9 protein-coding genes are annotated in these 16,342 nt (G+C 45.8%); 7 read left to right on the forward strand and 2 right to left on the reverse strand.

All coding sequences use genetic code 11. The features are described from left to right. Positions 1-87 precede the first annotated feature (87 nt). The 6 genes from ACZ5V1_RS08485 to ACZ5V1_RS08510 all read left to right on the forward strand — a co-directional run bounded on the left by ACZ5V1_RS08485 (position 88) and on the right by ACZ5V1_RS08510 (position 10,233). Complete coding sequence (locus ACZ5V1_RS08485) at positions 88-1,428, forward strand: ATP-dependent 6-phosphofructokinase (RefSeq protein WP_464391481.1); 1,341 nt, start codon at positions 88-90, stop codon at positions 1,426-1,428. 130 nt (positions 1,429-1,558) lie between these two features. Continuing rightward, positions 1,559-2,350: a class D beta-lactamase gene (gene blaOXA, locus ACZ5V1_RS08490; protein ID WP_464391482.1), complete on the forward strand. Its 792-nt coding sequence runs from the start codon at positions 1,559-1,561 to the stop codon at positions 2,348-2,350. A 74-nt stretch (positions 2,351-2,424) separates the two neighbouring features. Continuing rightward, complete coding sequence (locus tag ACZ5V1_RS08495) at positions 2,425-5,625, forward strand: UvrD-helicase domain-containing protein (RefSeq protein ID WP_464391483.1); 3,201 nt, start codon at positions 2,425-2,427, stop codon at positions 5,623-5,625. A gap of 2 nt (positions 5,626-5,627) precedes the next feature. Then, entirely contained in the window at positions 5,628-8,525 is a 2,898-nt protein-coding gene (locus ACZ5V1_RS08500) for a PD-(D/E)XK nuclease family protein (RefSeq protein WP_464391484.1), read from the forward strand. Positions 8,526-8,653: 128 nt separating this feature from the next. Then, positions 8,654-9,751: an NAD(P)H-dependent flavin oxidoreductase gene (locus tag ACZ5V1_RS08505; protein ID WP_464391485.1), complete on the forward strand. Its 1,098-nt coding sequence runs from the start codon at positions 8,654-8,656 to the stop codon at positions 9,749-9,751. A gap of 209 nt (positions 9,752-9,960) precedes the next feature. Continuing rightward, a complete protein-coding gene (locus ACZ5V1_RS08510) occupies positions 9,961-10,233 on the forward strand; it encodes a hypothetical protein (protein WP_160717437.1) in 273 nt (90 codons plus the stop codon). Between the two features lie 89 nt (positions 10,234-10,322). On the opposite strand, the gene ACZ5V1_RS08515 is transcribed toward ACZ5V1_RS08510, so the two are convergent. After that, on the reverse strand, positions 10,323-11,870 hold the full coding sequence (locus tag ACZ5V1_RS08515; RefSeq protein WP_464391486.1) for a hypothetical protein: 1,548 nt from the start codon (positions 11,868-11,870) through the stop codon (positions 10,323-10,325). Positions 11,871-12,075: 205 nt separating this feature from the next. Between ACZ5V1_RS08515 and ACZ5V1_RS08520 the strand changes: the two genes are divergently transcribed. After that, positions 12,076-14,688: a M16 family metallopeptidase gene (locus tag ACZ5V1_RS08520; protein WP_464391487.1), complete on the forward strand. Its 2,613-nt coding sequence runs from the start codon at positions 12,076-12,078 to the stop codon at positions 14,686-14,688. A 354-nt stretch (positions 14,689-15,042) separates the two neighbouring features. Here ACZ5V1_RS08520 and ACZ5V1_RS08525 read toward each other — a convergent pair whose 3' ends face one another. Then, entirely contained in the window at positions 15,043-16,329 is a 1,287-nt protein-coding gene (locus tag ACZ5V1_RS08525) for a hypothetical protein (protein WP_464391488.1), read from the reverse strand. Positions 16,330-16,342: the final 13 nt, after the last annotated feature.

Raw genomic sequence — 16,342 nt, forward strand, 5'->3', positions numbered from 1 at the left:
AAATTTGCCCTTAAACAAAACACACTGTACATTATGATCTACAATAAAAAATAACATGCCCGATATCCATATGTAAGGAGCATTTTCATGCCCAAGAACCGCACACAAAATAAAGAGTTGAAGATCTCAACGGTTATCCCCACGTTGGGAGCTCCTAAAATTCCATCTCCGCTTGCGGCTTGCAAGTTTGAAACAGACGAACACGGTGTAGACTTTTATCTGGATAATGAGCTGCACGAAGACATTACAAATGACCAGCCGATTCCGCTTTGTTTTGAAAAGGCAGGCCCGCGCCAGCATCTTTTCTTCGACACTCCAAAAGCCAAATGTGCCATTGTAACATGTGGTGGACTCTGCCCCGGTATCAACGAAGTTATCCGCTCCATTGTTATGGCGGCATTTCATAACTACCATGTAAGCAGTGTTCTCGGCATCAAATACGGACTGGAAGGATTTATTCCTAAATATGGACATGATGTTGTTGAGCTGGTTCCGCAGATGATCTCGCACATCCATCTGCTGGGCGGCACAATTCTCGGCTCATCACGCGGACCTCAGTCTACTGAAGAAGTTGTTGATGCATTAGAACGCCTCAACATCAGCTGTTTGTTCATGATCGGCGGAGACGGCACCATGAAAGCCGCAAGCGCTATTGTGGATGAAGTAACAAAACGCATGCTCAAAATTTCTGTTATCGGTGTCCCTAAGACTATTGATAACGATATCGACTTTATCCCGCAGACGTTCGGTTTCGAAACTGCCGTGGACAAAGCGACTGAAGCTATCCAATGTGCTCATACAGAAGCACAAGGCTCTATGAACGGTGTCGGCCTTGTAAAACTTATGGGTCGGGAATCCGGTTTTATTGCGGCGCACGCATCGTTATCCCTCAAAGAGGTTAACTTTGTGCTTATTCCGGAAAAAGACTTTGCTCTATACGGTGAAGGCGGCCTACTTGAAAATCTGGAAAAACGCCTGCTCACCCGTCGACATGCAGTTATTGTTGTAGCAGAAGGTGCGGGGCAGCATTTGCTTTCCGACACAAATTTAACGGACGCATCGGGCAACAAAGTTCTTGGCGACATTATGGGATTCCTCAAAAAAGAAATCCATAGCTACATGACCGAGCGTAACGTTCCATACACTCTCAAACTTATTGATCCGAGCTATATCATCCGTTCCGTACCGGCCAACGCCAACGATAGAGTTTATTGCGGATTCCTCGGACAAAACGCGGTACATGCGGCTATGGCAGGTAAAACTGCAATGGTTGTGTCGAAACTTATGGACAGATTCGTACATCTTCCATTACGCCTCGTAACCCGTAAACGGCGAAGGATTAACACGCGGTCTGACTACTGGCGTGCTGTTATAGAATCTACAGGACAATCAACCCTCATAGATTTCCATAACCACTATTGCGAGTAGCCCCCTACTTTGTTAACAAATAAGGTAGGGTAGAAATACCTTTGCGTTATATTCCAGCTCGTCTCATACACCATCAGAACAGGCGGTAAGACTCAATGTCTTACCGCTTTTAGTATACGGAAGGATACCTATGCTCCGCTCTGCTTCATACTTTTTGTTAGTGCTTATGCTTACGGTTTTCTGCACCACCAGCTCGTTTGCAGAAGACGATGCCCTTGCAGACCTCTTCCATACAAACAAGGTGGAAGGAACCATTGTCATCTCTTCACTAGACGGCACCACTGTTTTTTTGCACAACAAAGACCGTGCAACCACGCAGCTTTTGCCCGCATCAACTTTTAAAATGCTTAACACTCTCATTGCGTTAGATGAAAAAGTTGTTGCAAATGAACAGGAGATTATTACATGGGATGGCAAAAACAGAGGTCTGTCTGCATGGAATAAAGATCACTCCATTGAAACCGCCCTTCCTGTTTCCTGTGTCTGGTTTTATCAGGAGCTTGCACGCCGCATCGGCATAAAGAAGTATACGAAACACCTTAAGGCGGCTGGCTACGGAAATCAGACGGCTGGCCCTGAAATTTCGAATTTTTGGCTTGTAGGCGATTTAGCTATTTCTGCCTTTGAACAAATTGAATTTTTAAAAGCCCTGTATGCACGGTCATTACCATATGATAAAAAGCATCAAGACTTGCTCAACAAATTATTACTCGTGCAGCAAACACCCGACTACACCCTGTACGGAAAAACAGGCTGGGCAACTAAAATTCCACAACCACAGGGTTGGTTTGTCGGTTACGTAGAATCAAAAGGAACAGCTTGGTTCTTTGCCACTAACATTGTTATTACGCAAAAAAGCGATGCTAACTATCGCAAAGCGATCACCATAGAAGCTCTCAAACGTAAGGGCATTATTCAGTAACCAAACATACTGCCCTGCACCATATGCATCGCTAATACAGACTACCCCCTAACACTCTTTTGTACGGATCAACCATGCTCCAACAGATTAAAGCCGCAGCCGGTTCCGGTAAGACATTCACACTCACACAAAAATTCTTAAGTCTTCTTGCTGAAGCCACTCAGGAAGAACACAAAGAAAAAAATACTGCATGTGCCATTGCGAACCCAGACGGTTCGTTCAACTGGTACGAAATCCTTGCCGTTACTTTCACCAACAAAGCGGCAACGGAAATGCGTGAGCGTGTTATCCAATCTTTGAAAGAACGAGCCATTTATCCTGATTTGAATAATCCGGCAGCTGCCTGGAACCCTGAAGATGCTCACCGATGGGTCAACAAATTACTCCAGCGCTATTCTTCGCTTAACATCCGTACCATCGACAGCTTGCTGAACATGCTGGTACGCCTTGGTGCACTTGACCTTTCTCTGCCACCAGACTTTGAACCAATTTTCGACGATAAAATCCTCTTTGACCCTCTCTATGACCAGATGCTTATTCGAGCATCACAAGGCGGCAAAGAAAGTGCACTGTTAAAAGATGCATGCGAATCGTTGCTGTTTCATACAGATATGAATGGCTTTGTACCGGGTGACAGGCTTCGCGATAAAGTCCACACCCTCATGCAATACCGTCTGGAGCATGGAGCATTACCGGAAGTTGACGGGGATGCCCTCCGCGGCTGGCTTGTGCTGTTGCATGAAGAACTCAGCCGTACCACCACAGCTGTGCAAAAATTTATTGCGGAAGAAGGCATAAAACCTGCTGCCAACTTTACAAAGTTCTTAGACAAGTGTCTTGCACTGTCTATATTCTCGTCCAAGCTGCCTTCTGCCACATATGCGAAAAAGCCTTCTGTCGATGACTGCGTGTTAAAAGCATCCAGAGGCAAAGCATCTGCCGACTTGCATAAAGCCTATGCAGATATGTGCGACACATTTGCGCTACTGGAAATTCAAGGTGCAATTCTTCGTAAAGCCTTAGAGCTTGTTCCGTTCATTAATATTGCAGAACCGCTTGCAGCTGAAGTTGAGACCTTACAGCGTGAAAAAGGTGTTATCCCTGCTTCCCAGTGGCCTATTTACGCGCAAAAAGTACTCAGCGGCGAACACGCAGCTTCTGAAGCTTTCTGCCGAATGGGTACCCGTCTTACACATCTGCTCATTGATGAATTTCAGGACACATCCAAAACACAGTGGAAAGCTATCGAACCACTCGCTGTTGAGTGTCTGTCAAAAGAAGGTTCCGTTGTTTACGTTGGTGATGTTAAACAGGCTATCTACAGCTGGCGCGGTGGTGATTCCGACCTGTTTGACGGCATCTTGGACGAAGAGGCAATTCAAGCAGTTGCCTATGATCCAGAGCGCACCACGCTGGACAACAACTGGCGCAGTAGTGAAAACGTTGTGCAGTTTAACAACGCTATTTTCTCACGCCTTGAAGATGAAGAGACCGCAAAGCGCATCGCTAATGAGCTTGTAGGGAAAGCTTCTACAGACGTTGTGGACGAGTTGGCTGCGGATATTATGAAAGGCTTCTCCGGTGCCGCACAAAACGTTCCACCGCATAAAGAAGGCAGTGGCGGACTTGTTAAGCTCTACGATATCGAAGCTGAAAATACAGAAGCATTGTTTGAATCTGTCCGCAAAGAACTCAAAACCCTTTTTGTCGATGAGTTACAGCATCGCCGTAAGCTGAGAGATATTGCTGTACTGGTTCGCACCAACGGTGAAGCAAACATGCTGGCAAACTGGCTTGTAGAATGGGGCTTCCCTATTATTACTGAAAACAGCCTGTGCCTTGCTGACCACCCTGTTATTCAACAAATGGTTAACCTGCTGACCTTCTTGGATTACCCGCTTAACGACGTGGCCTTCTGGTCTGTTATCAGCGGCTCAGAATTATTCTGCGACATTGCCGGAATAAACAGAGCAGAACTTGATGACTGGCTTGCAGCACCGCGCAAGGGCACTCTCTTCAACGCTTTTAAAGCTGATTACCCGCAGGCATGGGAACAATGGATTGCTCCATTCTATTCACAGGCAGGCTTGATGAGTGCGTACGATACAGTGCGTGAAGGTTTTGAGCATTTCGAAGTATTCAAACGCTTCCCGCAGGATGAAATATTCCTGCGCCGTTTCCTTGAGATTGTGCACACAGCAGAAACAAACGGGCTGCGTTCCCTTTCTGCATTCCTCACCTTCTGGCAGGACGGCGGCGTAGAAGAAAAAGTTCCTATGCCGGAAAATCTGGATGCTATCCGTATTCTCACCATGCATAAATCAAAGGGACTTGAGTTCCCTGTGGTTGTCATTCCGTTCCATCACCAAATGCAGCAGCGCCCTTCCGGACAAGAAGCATTTACCTTTAACGGACAGGAAATCCTTGTTCCGCAGTGTAAAGAACTAGGTGACGACTACTACCGTGTTGTGGGTAAAGATGCTCGTGAGCAACTGCATTTGCTTTACGTAGCATGGACACGCCCTGTTGAAGAGTTGCATGCTGTTATCACCTCTACACCGACACACGAACGTACCTCACCATTGTTAAAAAGCTTACGAGTGCTGCTCACAGATCTTCAAGATAAAATGGATGAAAAAGGCTGCATTACCATAGGCGAAGCACCGGAAAGCACACTCACAGTAGAAATAGTTGAAGAAGTAGATCGCAATAAGCTGATGCCAGCGCATGAAGACGTGCTTGCATGGAAACCGATGCACTGGCTGCCGCGATTAAAAATTTTCCGTAACCCGCTTGAAGAAATTATCTACGATGAACGCCGCCGCGGTATTCTTGTTCATACCTGCCTCGAGCATTTGCGTGTTCTGGATAATCCGCAGGAAGATGTGCACCGCGCTATTCAGCATGGTATGCGCGAATATCCGCTACCTATGGAAAACAGGGTTGAGGTAGAAGAAGAGCTGACGGATATGCTGTTATGGCTCACGTCCCTGCCGGACTTTACTAAATGGCAACACTTCGGAAGACCGGAGCAAGGCATAATGGACGAACAGGGCAACCAGCACAGGGCCGACTTGCTTGTTCGTGAGCCTGACGCCATTACCATTGTTGAATATAAGACTGGCGGACACGATCCTGCACACAAACAGCAGGTACGTCGTTACCTCAACTTACTGAATGCCATGCCCGCGTATGACAACTGCGCGCTACTGGGCACGATTATTTATCTCGATTCACGCGAAACTGTAGACGTTACCCTTTCCACCGGAGCCTAGCCATGCATACTAAACCATTTGTCATTATCCCTTGGCAGAACGATTTTATCTCCGGTCTTATGGAACGGGTTCTCGCAGACACCGACAATAATCCGGGTGATGCGCTGATTATCTTCCCGCATTCACGTCCGCGTAAATATCTGTCTGACAGCCTGCGTTTTAATGAAGCGCTTCCGAAACCATTTCTTATGCCGCAGATCTTTCAGGTAAGCGATGTTTTCCAGATGCTCCGTAGTGAGTTGGAACCAACACCGCCTCACGTTATTGAAGTGCTGGATCGTGTCGGCCTGTTAATGGAATGCATTCAGGACATTAACAAGAAAGACACCTTTACGTCCGGCCCTCTTCAGTCGCTACCGCTTAATGATCCACAGCGCTTTTTCCCGTGGGGTATGCGCCTGAATTCGTTACTGGAAGATTTCTTTAACCAGAACAAAACACCGGAAGATTACTACCACATGGAAGGACAGGTTGTTCCGTTTGCAGCAATCCTGCTCGGGCAGCTTGGTCGTATTCATGATGCGTATACAGAAAAACTGGAGAATCGTGGCTGGACAACTCCGGGGTACGATGCGTTCCGAGTTCTGCAATTACTGAAGGATAGCTCCAAGCCGGTTATGAGTCTTACTCATAAGAAAATTTACGTTGCAGGCTTCTATGGTCTTACCGGTGTAGAAAAAGAACTGTTCCGCATTTTACACACCGAATACGGCGCTACCATCATGATTCATTCTGATGCTGAGCTGACCACAGGTGGTCAGACTCACTGGGCATGTCGTGAGCATAAAAAGTGGATTTCCGAATGGTCAATCGGCACCGAGCTATGTGAAGAGCCGCAAGAGCGTGAACAAGATTTACAGCTCTATGAAGGGTTCGATCTACATTCACAGCTGGACGCGATGGAACAGAAGCTTCTGCAACAGGACTCCATCAGTGACACTGCCGTAGTTCTGCCGGACACTGGACTTATGATGCCGGTACTCCATCATTTGCCACGTAAAGACGTGAACATTTCCATGGGCTACCCACTCTGGCGTTCCAACTTATTTCAGCTGTTGGAAGTAGTGCTGCATCTGCAAGAAAACAAACGCGCGGACGGTTATTACTGGAAAGACATCATCTCTCTTATTCGTCACCCGTATATTAAAATGCTGACCATCGGAGAAGAGCGTCCGTTTGGTGTAACCTTGCATACTATGGAAAAAGAACTGCGTCGGGGTAAAAGCTATACCACGCCTTTCACTATTCCATTTACCCGCGACGAAAATGTCACCGCTTCTGAAGAAGAAATGCAGGAACTGCTCCACAGGGTTCTCTCCAACGCCATTACAGCATGGGAAGAAATTGAGACTCCGGCGCAACTTGCAAACACTCTTTCTGACTTGTGTACAGTTCTGCTGGAACATGGCGGCAACCTATGGGATCGATTCCCGATTGATGCAGAATCCATGTACCGCATTATGCGTAAGGTTATCCCATCATTACGTGAGTGTTCTCTTGCCAATCAGGAATTTTCTCAGGGAGTATTGTTCACCATTCTGCGTGAAATTATCCGCGGTGAACGTGTGCCTTTTGAAGCTGATCCGCTTACCGGCTTGCAGGTTTTGGGTATGCTGGAATCTCGTCTGCTACATTTTAAGAATGTATATGTTCTGGATGCCACAGAAAACAAACTTCCCGGCTTACCGGGTAATGACCCACTATTGCCGGACAGCCTGCGCTCCATGCTTGGCCTGCCGGATGCGCGCCATCGTGAAAGCGTGGCAGCATACAACTTCTACCGCCTTATTCGCGGAGCAACAAATGTTCATGTGCTCTACCAGACAGGATCTGAGCGTACCGGTATTTTTGAAGAAAAGCATATCCGTTCCCGCTTTGTAGAAGAGCTGCTGTGGAAAGAAGAATGCAAGCAAGGTAAACTCCTTGCACCAGGCGACGCACCACTGCACGGTATCAGCTATCCCGTTTCCACCATCAAAAAAGAAGACCATGTCATTCAGCGTACTCCCGCAATTAATGACATGATTGAAACTTTTTTAGCCAAGCCGGTTTCACCTTCTGCACTCAACACATATCTCAACTGCCCTATGCAGTTCTATATGGAGCGCATTGGCAACTTGCGCCCTGTGGACGAAGTAAACGAGGCCGAAGACTTTGCCGCAATCGGTGATCTGTTCCACAAAGTTTTAGAAAAGTTTTTCACTGAGTATCTGCATAAAGAAACCGAGTTCAGCAAGCTTGATCCAGAACCGCTGCAACGCATGTTTGTGCAAATGCTTCATGAATCGAGCATAAAAGAAGAAGTGCCTTACGATTCCTTTGTCATGCTGGAGACAGCAGGAAAAGAACGCCTGAGCCGCTTCTTGCGAAATCAGCCTATGGCTAAAATTGACTCTCTGGAAAAAAGACTTATTAAAACTATTGGTGTTGATGCTAAAGAGCGCTCCATCGCCGGAATTGCCGACCGGATTGATATCCGTAATAACACGCGGGTTATTCTGGATTACAAAACAGGCAACATTCATAAACCGGACAACGGCCTATGGCAGGACGAATTCCTGATGGCACAAATGCGTACATGGGATGGCGGTGTTGAAGACCCGCTTAACCAGTTAGCAGACAAAGTTGTTAACCTGCAATTGCCTGCGTATTTGTACATGATGCACAATCCAAGGCTCACATCTACTTGTGACGCCGGATGGGTTGAATTGAAAAAAGACGGTAAGGAGCATCTATTCTTTGAAAAAATTGATGACGAACTCCACGATGAAATTATCACAGAGCACATCCCGCTTATTCTCCAATTCATGCTCAGACACATCGAAAAATCACCAATAATTAGACCCCGAAAAGGTCGCCATTGCCAATGGTGTACTTGCACTGCTGGCTGTTCTGTGTAAAGACTAAGACGAAGCAAATAATTGAGTGCAGTATGTCTAAATTAACTGCCGTACTCTGACTGCGAGACACCGCGCAGTACATATAATCACAATGCGGAATTGAAGCGCCGCATTTGGAGGACTGAATCATGTCATTTCCTACCTTGAAGATTGGCGACCTTGTTGCCAATACTCCTATTATTCAGGGAGGTATGGGCGTTGGAATTTCTCTTTCCAATCTTGCTAGTGCCGTTGCCAATGAGGGAGGCATCGGAGTTATCGCTGGAGCTATGATCGGAATGAGTGAGCCAGACGTAGGCAAAAACCCTATGGAAGCTAACATCCGTGCTATGCGTAAAGAAATTCGCAAAGCAAAAGAGATGACCAAGGGCGTACTCGGAGTAAACATTATGGTTGCTCTTACGAACTTTGCTGATCTCGTAAAAACCTCTTTGGATGAAAAGATCGACGTAATCTTCTCAGGTGCTGGACTTCCTATGGATTTACCTGCGTACCTGAAAGAGTATTACGAAGAACACAAGGAAAAAGCTAACACCAAACTTGTGCCTATCGTCTCATCAGCTCGCGCTGCTAAGATTCTTTGTAAAAAGTGGGCATCCAAGTATGATTACCTGCCAGACGCTTTTGTGGTTGAGGGACCCAAAGCAGGCGGCCATCTTGGTTTTAAAGCTGAACAGCTCGAAGATCCTAACTTTGCACTTGAAAAAGTGATCAGTGAAGTAATTGAAGCTGTTAAAGAATTTGAAGCAAAATCAGGAAAAACCATTCCTGTTATCGCTGCAGGGGGCATCTACACCGGTGAAGATATTAAAAAATTCATCGAAATGGGTGCAGCAGGGGTACAGATGGGAACCAGATTTGTTGCTACTGATGAGTGTGATGCAGACGATCGCTTTAAACAAGCGTACGTTGAAGCACGAAAAGAAGACGTAACCGTTATTAAGAGTCCTGTAGGTCTCCCCGGTCGCGCTCTGAAAAACAAGTTTGTTGAAGACTCCCGAAACGGTCTTAAAAAGCCGTTCAAGTGCCCATTTGAGTGTATTCACAACTGCGCACATGAACAAAGCCCGTACTGCATCGCTGCAGCACTGCTTAATGCTAAAAAAGGCAACCTTTCTCGAGGCTTTGCATTCTCAGGTACTAACGTACACCGTATTAAAGAAATCATTCCCGTAGGAAAACTTATTGATTCTCTGCGAAGTGAGTTCTTATCTACTAAAAAGTAGAACATTCCTTTCTGTTAACAGAAAAAGCCGTGACCATATGGTCACGGCTTTTTTTCGTTATTTTTTCCTACATACAGCATCACCAAATGCCACACAATTCAGGCATGATACCGAGCTATCATGCCTTATTCCACTTTATATATTGAGCTCCAAACATTGTGCAGCCCTGCCCTCTCAACTATGCTTACTAGAAGCAAAGGAGCTGTCGCATGATCATTACTCCAGAACAATTACGCACTAAAATATTATCGTTTTATCCGGAAATCACAAAACAACAGATAGATTTGTCTGTTCAGTTTGATAAAGAAAAAAATGCATGGGTTGCCCAATTATCTAAGCACCATCATGAATTAATTACATATATCGAACCTAAAGATGCGCAGGAATGCTTGAATGGTATTGAATGTGTGTACTTGGGTACTCAGATAGGTCAGTTCATTTTCAATTATTGCAGCGAAAGCTCTGAGTGTAACGTCAAATAAACTTTACACCACTCCTAGGGCTGCCATTTACGTAATCGGCGGGGGACGCGAGCGTATAAAGGCAGTCCTTTTTTTATGCAGAACGTTAATTAGCCCAAAAAATCTGCGATACCCTGAGCTTTAAGCACGTCGATTGTTATGCCACAGCCTGCAAGTAACATGGCGACACTCTCTTTCCCTTCACCGGAAACTTTAAATTCCTGACGTCGCAAACCGGCCGTCATCGCTGCTGACAACAACAACTGAAGCAGCTCTAAATTTCCATGAATCGGGACGCGTAACACCAATTCAACATCAGCAGATGTCGACAACAATTCGAGCAGCACTGCACGCAATTGTTCTGCCTCAACAGCATTTTCGACTGTTGAAACATACAGCGTCACGCTGTTAGAATTGCGCTCATAGCTAAATCCATGCAGCTCTTCTACCTGCTTAGCGGGTTCTTGCTTTGCCGCATCCAAAGTTCCATCAAGAAGCGTTCCTTGCGCCTGAGAATGTTCAGACGGCTCTGCATCGCTGCTGGTTGTTGATTCAGCCTTCTCCGGTAATTCCTGCTGTGCTTTATCTAGTGACCGAGAGGCAATTCCAGCAGAAATGGCTTCTTCAAACAATTCCCCTTCAAGCTCTGCTTCAAGTAAAGCAAACTTGTCATCCGCTATTGAATCAGAAGACAAGGAAGGTGAAGCGTATTCTCTCGGTTGATATGAGCTTACAGGAATATCCGCTGAATCGAGAGGACGTTGCTGGTCTGAAACTCCGTATAAAGGAGCAGCAGATTCACTCTCTTCTAAGGAAGCTACGTCAGTAGACTCAGGATTCTTAGATATTTCAATTTGACGGGCTTCAACATTGCAAGTTTCAACATTGTCAGTACCAATTGGCAACAGTGCTGATTTCCAAGCAGGATTCTTTGAATCAAAAGCTGACATAGAAACAACATGAATAGCTTCTTCAGGAATATCGAGAACCATCTGCAACTGCTCTGTATTAAGCACCGTTGCAAACAAAACGTGTAAGTATGCACCAGACGCCGGTGACGCAAATTGTACGCCAAGCACCTGACCACTTTTGTAGAGGAACTGAAGTAATGAGAAAGGAGTAAACTGGGTACCTGCTAACAGTCCGCTATCATCCAGTTCGAGCACAAAACATGTGCACTCCTGCATGAAATCATCCTGCAGCACATAGCCGGAAACAGAAAAGGCTACGTCCCCCTGCGGGTCGCGTAGCGAATGCATGGCAAGCATCGTTTTTGCGTCAGAAGGCCACGTTGCCTCAATCAGCTCCTTCAATGCATTATTTGCCTTAGAAATTTTCTCAGCATCGGCACTATCAAGAAACGCCACCAGTGCACTGAATGCACGTATGACTTCTCGAATATTCACATACGAAAGTGATAATGTCCGTTTTCGGAACGCCCCGATTACTAGCTGCAACAAATCTACCAGAGCAACTGCATCAGTCAGCCCAAGTAAATTAAAACAGTTAGAAAGTAGCGGGGTTGTATTATATATTGTTGAGAGAAGCACTGCATCTGCCCGTTCGGCAGATACTTCCAAATCCAGAAGGAATGGATCCAAATCATCAAGTACAGTTCGTGCGTCTGTCAGAATTGTTCCAACAAGCGAATCCAGCATTCAAACATCACTCCGTATGGGGAAAAACCCTTGGCATGCAATAAGTCGCAACACCATACCCTGTTATGAGTTCAATGTACACATAGCTTGCACAGCCCCCTTATAACCTGTATGTCACAACCAATGGTTCTCCTTGCCAAATTGTAACCATTGCGTACACTATCCGTTGAACATGTTTTTTGCTTAGGCAATTAGGAGGCATGGAATGTTCAAACGACTTATTATACTTTTTTGTGGAGTACTTATGATGTGCACTGCAACCGCAGCGTCTGCGGCAACGGTGACTAAACTCAAAAATGGTCTTACTGTTTTGATTCAAGAAGATAAGCGTTTTCCGCTCGTCTCAACAAGACTGTATGTACATGCTGGGTCAGGCTATGAAGAGCCTAGGGAAGCTGGCATCAGCCATGTGCTTGAACATATGGTTTTTAAAGGCACTAAAAACTATGCAAAAGGCCAGATCGCTGCAAGTATTGAAAAATTAGGTGGCTATCTTAACGCCGCTACTAGTTTTGATTACACAGTTTATATTGCAGATCTACCTGCTGATGCATGGCAAACTGGACTGAAAGTTTTACGCGATCAGGCATTTTTTGCCAATATTGATGCGGAAGAGCTTGAGTCAGAAAAAAAAGTTATTATTTCCGAACTGGAACGCGGTGAAGACAGCCCGTTCGGTCTTCTTTTCAAAAAGCTGCAACAGCAGACTATGAAAGGTACAACCTACGCATGGCCAATTATCGGCTACCGCGAAACCATCAATTCCTTCACTCGCGAAGATATTACCAACTACATCAAAAAGCATTACCAGCCACAGCAGATGCTGTTGGTTGTATGCGGTGATATAGACGAAAAAGCTGTGCTCGCTGAAGCAGAAAAGCTTTACGGTAGTCTCGAAAACACTGCCAATGTTACCCCGCCATCCGTTGTTAATCTTGACAAACTGGACATGACCGGACCTAACATTCAGGTAGTGGAAGGCAAGTGGAACAAAGTATACCTTGGTATCTCTTTCCCTATTCCGGGGTTTGACGATGTTAACACCACAGGTCTCGACATGCTGGCACAGCTCATGGGTGGAGATAAAACATCTCCGTTCTACCGCAAGTACCAGTATGAAAAACAGTTGGTCGATGCCATCTCCGTATCTGCATACTCTTTTGAACGTGCAGGTCTTATCTATATTACAGCAGTGCTTGATACAGATAAGCTGGATGAATTCTGGCCTGAATTGATGAAAGATTTACGCAACCTCAAGGCTTCTGAATTCAAAGATGAAGACATTGCCCGCGTTCGTTTAAATCTTGAAGACTCACTTTTCCGCTCTAAAGAAACTCTTTCCGGCCTTACTTCCAAGATCGGCATGTTTGAATTCTTCTTTGGCGGCGAACAAGGTGAACAGAATTACCTTGATGAAGTTGATAACGTAAACCGTGAACAGCTTCAGACCCTCATCGACACCTACCTCAAGCCGGAACATTTGCAGGCAACAGTCCTCGCACCACAGGATGGCGAAGTAAGCGGCACCACGCTTACCGCACAGGTAGTTAAAAATTGGGAATCAAAAGATGCTGTAAAAAAACAGCAAATTGCAAAAGACTCCACCGGCGAAAAAGAAGTTATCGATCTCGGTAATGGTCGCCAGTTGATTCTGATTCCAGATACAACTCTGCCATACGTTGCGATTGATATGGATTTCATGGGCGGAGACACTCTGATCAATAAAGATCAGGAAGGTCTTTCCGTACTTGCTGCCCGCGTTCTTACCAAAGGCACAGGTTCCATGGATGCTCCTGCCATTGAAGAATACCTTGCAGACCGTGCCGCATCTGTTGCAGCATCTGCAAGCAGAAGAACATTCTCAGTAAGCGCGCGTTACCCTGCCCGCTTCTCTGGTGACATTCTGAAACTCTTCACTAAAATGGTGCAAACTCCAACGCTGGCTGATGAGGAAGTTAATCGCGAAAAAGTTGATCAGGTAGCAGGCATTAAGTTGCGCGAAGACCAGCCTCTTGGCTTGGCTACACGCAACCTCTTCCCGTTCCTGTTTACTGATTCCATCTACAGTTACTACCATGCAGGCATTCCGGCACAGGTAGAAAAATTCACACAGGCTGACGTTGACGCTTTCTGGAACAAACAGAAATCAATGCCATGGGTAATGGCTGTCGCCGGTGAATTTGACCGTGATGCAATCATCGAATTTGCAAAACAGCTCCCTACACCAACAGAACAACGTCCTGAAAAGTTCGTTCCTGTTTGGAATAAAGATCGCACCAAGTCCATTTCTCTCAAAGACCGTAATCAGGCGCACCTGTTTATGATTTTTGAAACTGTGCCGCTTACCAGCAAAGACACAGCAGGACTTGAGCTCATGCAGACCATCCTCGCCGGTCAGAGCGGATTGCTCTTCAATGACCTGCGCGACAAGCATGGACTTGGTTACACTGTAACGGCCTCAAGTTGGCAGTCCACCATTGCCGGTTTTACCTACTTCTACATCGGCACCGAGCCTGAGAAAGAAGAAGCTGCAATGGCTGGTTTCCGCAGAATCATTAAAGAGATTCAAGACAAGCCTCTTTCTGAAGAGCAGATCAAACGCGGACAAAACTTGATGCGCGGCCAGTACTACCGTGGACATCAGAGCCTCGGCAGTCGCAGTGCAGAAGCAGCAGGACTGGCAACAGCCCAGTTACCGCTCAGCTACAACAAAGACATCGTGGATCAAGTACAAAAACTTACCCCTAAAGATGTTCAGGAAATCGCGAAAAAATATCTCAATGCAGATAAAGCATACATCCTTCGCGTAGCGCCATAAGTATCCGAGTACAAAACATGAAAAGGGGTGAATCCGATGGATTCACCCCTTTTTTTATTATTTTTTCTGAGAAGTTTGTTGTCTCCGACGGGCAAGGGGCCAGCCCCTTGCATCCCCGCGAGAGGGACGCCCTCTCGACTGCGATTAGGCGAGACACTTTTTCTACCATCACGACAACGGCTTTATTAATTTCAATCCATACAAAAGACTGATGAAATAAAATAAGGGTGAGCCTTACGGACTCACCCTTATTACATTCTATGATTACGGCTCTGTTGTGTAGTCTACTAAAAGAAGGTCGAAGCCCGCCGCAACGGTAACAACACCTTTGTTCAGAAAAAACTGATAAGCGATTTATTTACAGACAACCACTACACGTCCTTCTTCAAGGAAATTATGTGCGTTGTTGATCTGTTTTAACAACAAAGCCTGTTCATCTGAGATAACAATATTGCTTCGGGTTTTACCCTGAACACGAACGGCCTTAAGAACCAATGGGTTCGTAGAGCTACGTTTTGAAGCAATAGCCTCTTCCCATGTTCCCGCGTATTCGACCATACCATTTCTCAACGCTACGTTACGGTTAACAACTCGTGGACTGTACAGAACGTGTCCTGTTTCATCTACAATGTTAACGGTAATGGCAGGACTAATCCCCACTTCACGCGCATCAATAAGCAGACCAGTGTAAGCGATAGGTAATACAATGTCTGTCTCGGCGGATTCCTGCTGAGAATCTGGAAGCACTGCGTTTTCAATAGATTCTGCAACAGCATTTGCAGCAGAGTACGGGTTATCATTCACCCGATGAAATGACACATGCTTACCGATAAGCTTCTCAAGGAACATATCGCGCAGAGTAATACTCACGGTAACACTTGCTACGCCATCCTCGGCAAAGGTTGTTGAAGTAATACGAGAATTCTGCATGTCGCCACGCACAAACTGCATAATATCTTCATCTGTCCGCAGAATATTTTTTACACGCAATTTTTCCGTCACCGGAATTTTATTCAAAATCTGAAGTAAATTTTTTCGAGCATCAACAGTAGCCGCACGCATAGTCTTAAGCCGTGCTTCACGACTACTTACCGCAAGGCCTGTTGAAAGACTTTTGCCTTTTGCTGTCACAGTACCCGTAAGCCAGTTTATTGCCCCATGAGCGTACTCTTGAATAAATCCTGGCTCATACGGTGTAAAATTTTCCAGCTCGAAACCCTCTTTCGAAAAAAGCGGAGCCTTCGGAATTTCTGCAGAGAGCTCTGCCCCCCCCTTATACCAGGAAGGAACGAAATTCTGCTCATGCTGTGCATGCTGTATCGGCTGCTGTGGTTGATATTGAAGCGTTGGAACAACTTTGCTTAGCGCTGTCTCAGAAATATTGGAAGCATCATGCATGTTCTGCTTTTCATATAGTTCATTCTGACTTTCGCTCTGCACCTGAGCTTCTACTTCGCGTATGGCCTGCTCAATAAGTTGAATCTGTGTTGCTTCTGTAGATGCACTTTCTGCAACAGGTGTTGCCATAGTGCTTGAAGCTTTAATTGCAACAGAATCTACCCCCGTATTTTCTGCTGCGGCCTGAGTTCCGAATAGTAATGTTGCCATGCATACGCTTGCCAACACTCTTTTACTCACCATGTCACCCTCTCAA

It is taken from the genome of Halodesulfovibrio oceani subsp. galateae (assembly GCF_055397225.1).

What these genes read in the sequence shown, in the direction of transcription:
- ACZ5V1_RS08485 (WP_464391481.1), top strand. Translation starts at nt 88, where the DNA reads ATGCCCAAGAACCGCACACAAAATAAAGAGTTGAAGATCTCAACGGTT.
- blaOXA (WP_464391482.1), top strand. Translation starts at nt 1,559, where the DNA reads ATGCTCCGCTCTGCTTCATACTTTTTGTTAGTGCTTATGCTTACGGTT.
- ACZ5V1_RS08495 (WP_464391483.1), top strand. Translation starts at nt 2,425, where the DNA reads ATGCTCCAACAGATTAAAGCCGCAGCCGGTTCCGGTAAGACATTCACA.
- ACZ5V1_RS08500 (WP_464391484.1), top strand. Translation starts at nt 5,628, where the DNA reads ATGCATACTAAACCATTTGTCATTATCCCTTGGCAGAACGATTTTATC.
- ACZ5V1_RS08505 (WP_464391485.1), top strand. Translation starts at nt 8,654, where the DNA reads ATGTCATTTCCTACCTTGAAGATTGGCGACCTTGTTGCCAATACTCCT.
- ACZ5V1_RS08510 (WP_160717437.1), top strand. Translation starts at nt 9,961, where the DNA reads ATGATCATTACTCCAGAACAATTACGCACTAAAATATTATCGTTTTAT.
- ACZ5V1_RS08515 (WP_464391486.1), bottom strand. Translation starts at nt 11,870, where the DNA reads ATGCTGGATTCGCTTGTTGGAACAATTCTGACAGACGCACGAACTGTA.
- ACZ5V1_RS08520 (WP_464391487.1), top strand. Translation starts at nt 12,076, where the DNA reads ATGTTCAAACGACTTATTATACTTTTTTGTGGAGTACTTATGATGTGC.
- ACZ5V1_RS08525 (WP_464391488.1), bottom strand. Translation starts at nt 16,329, where the DNA reads ATGGTGAGTAAAAGAGTGTTGGCAAGCGTATGCATGGCAACATTACTA.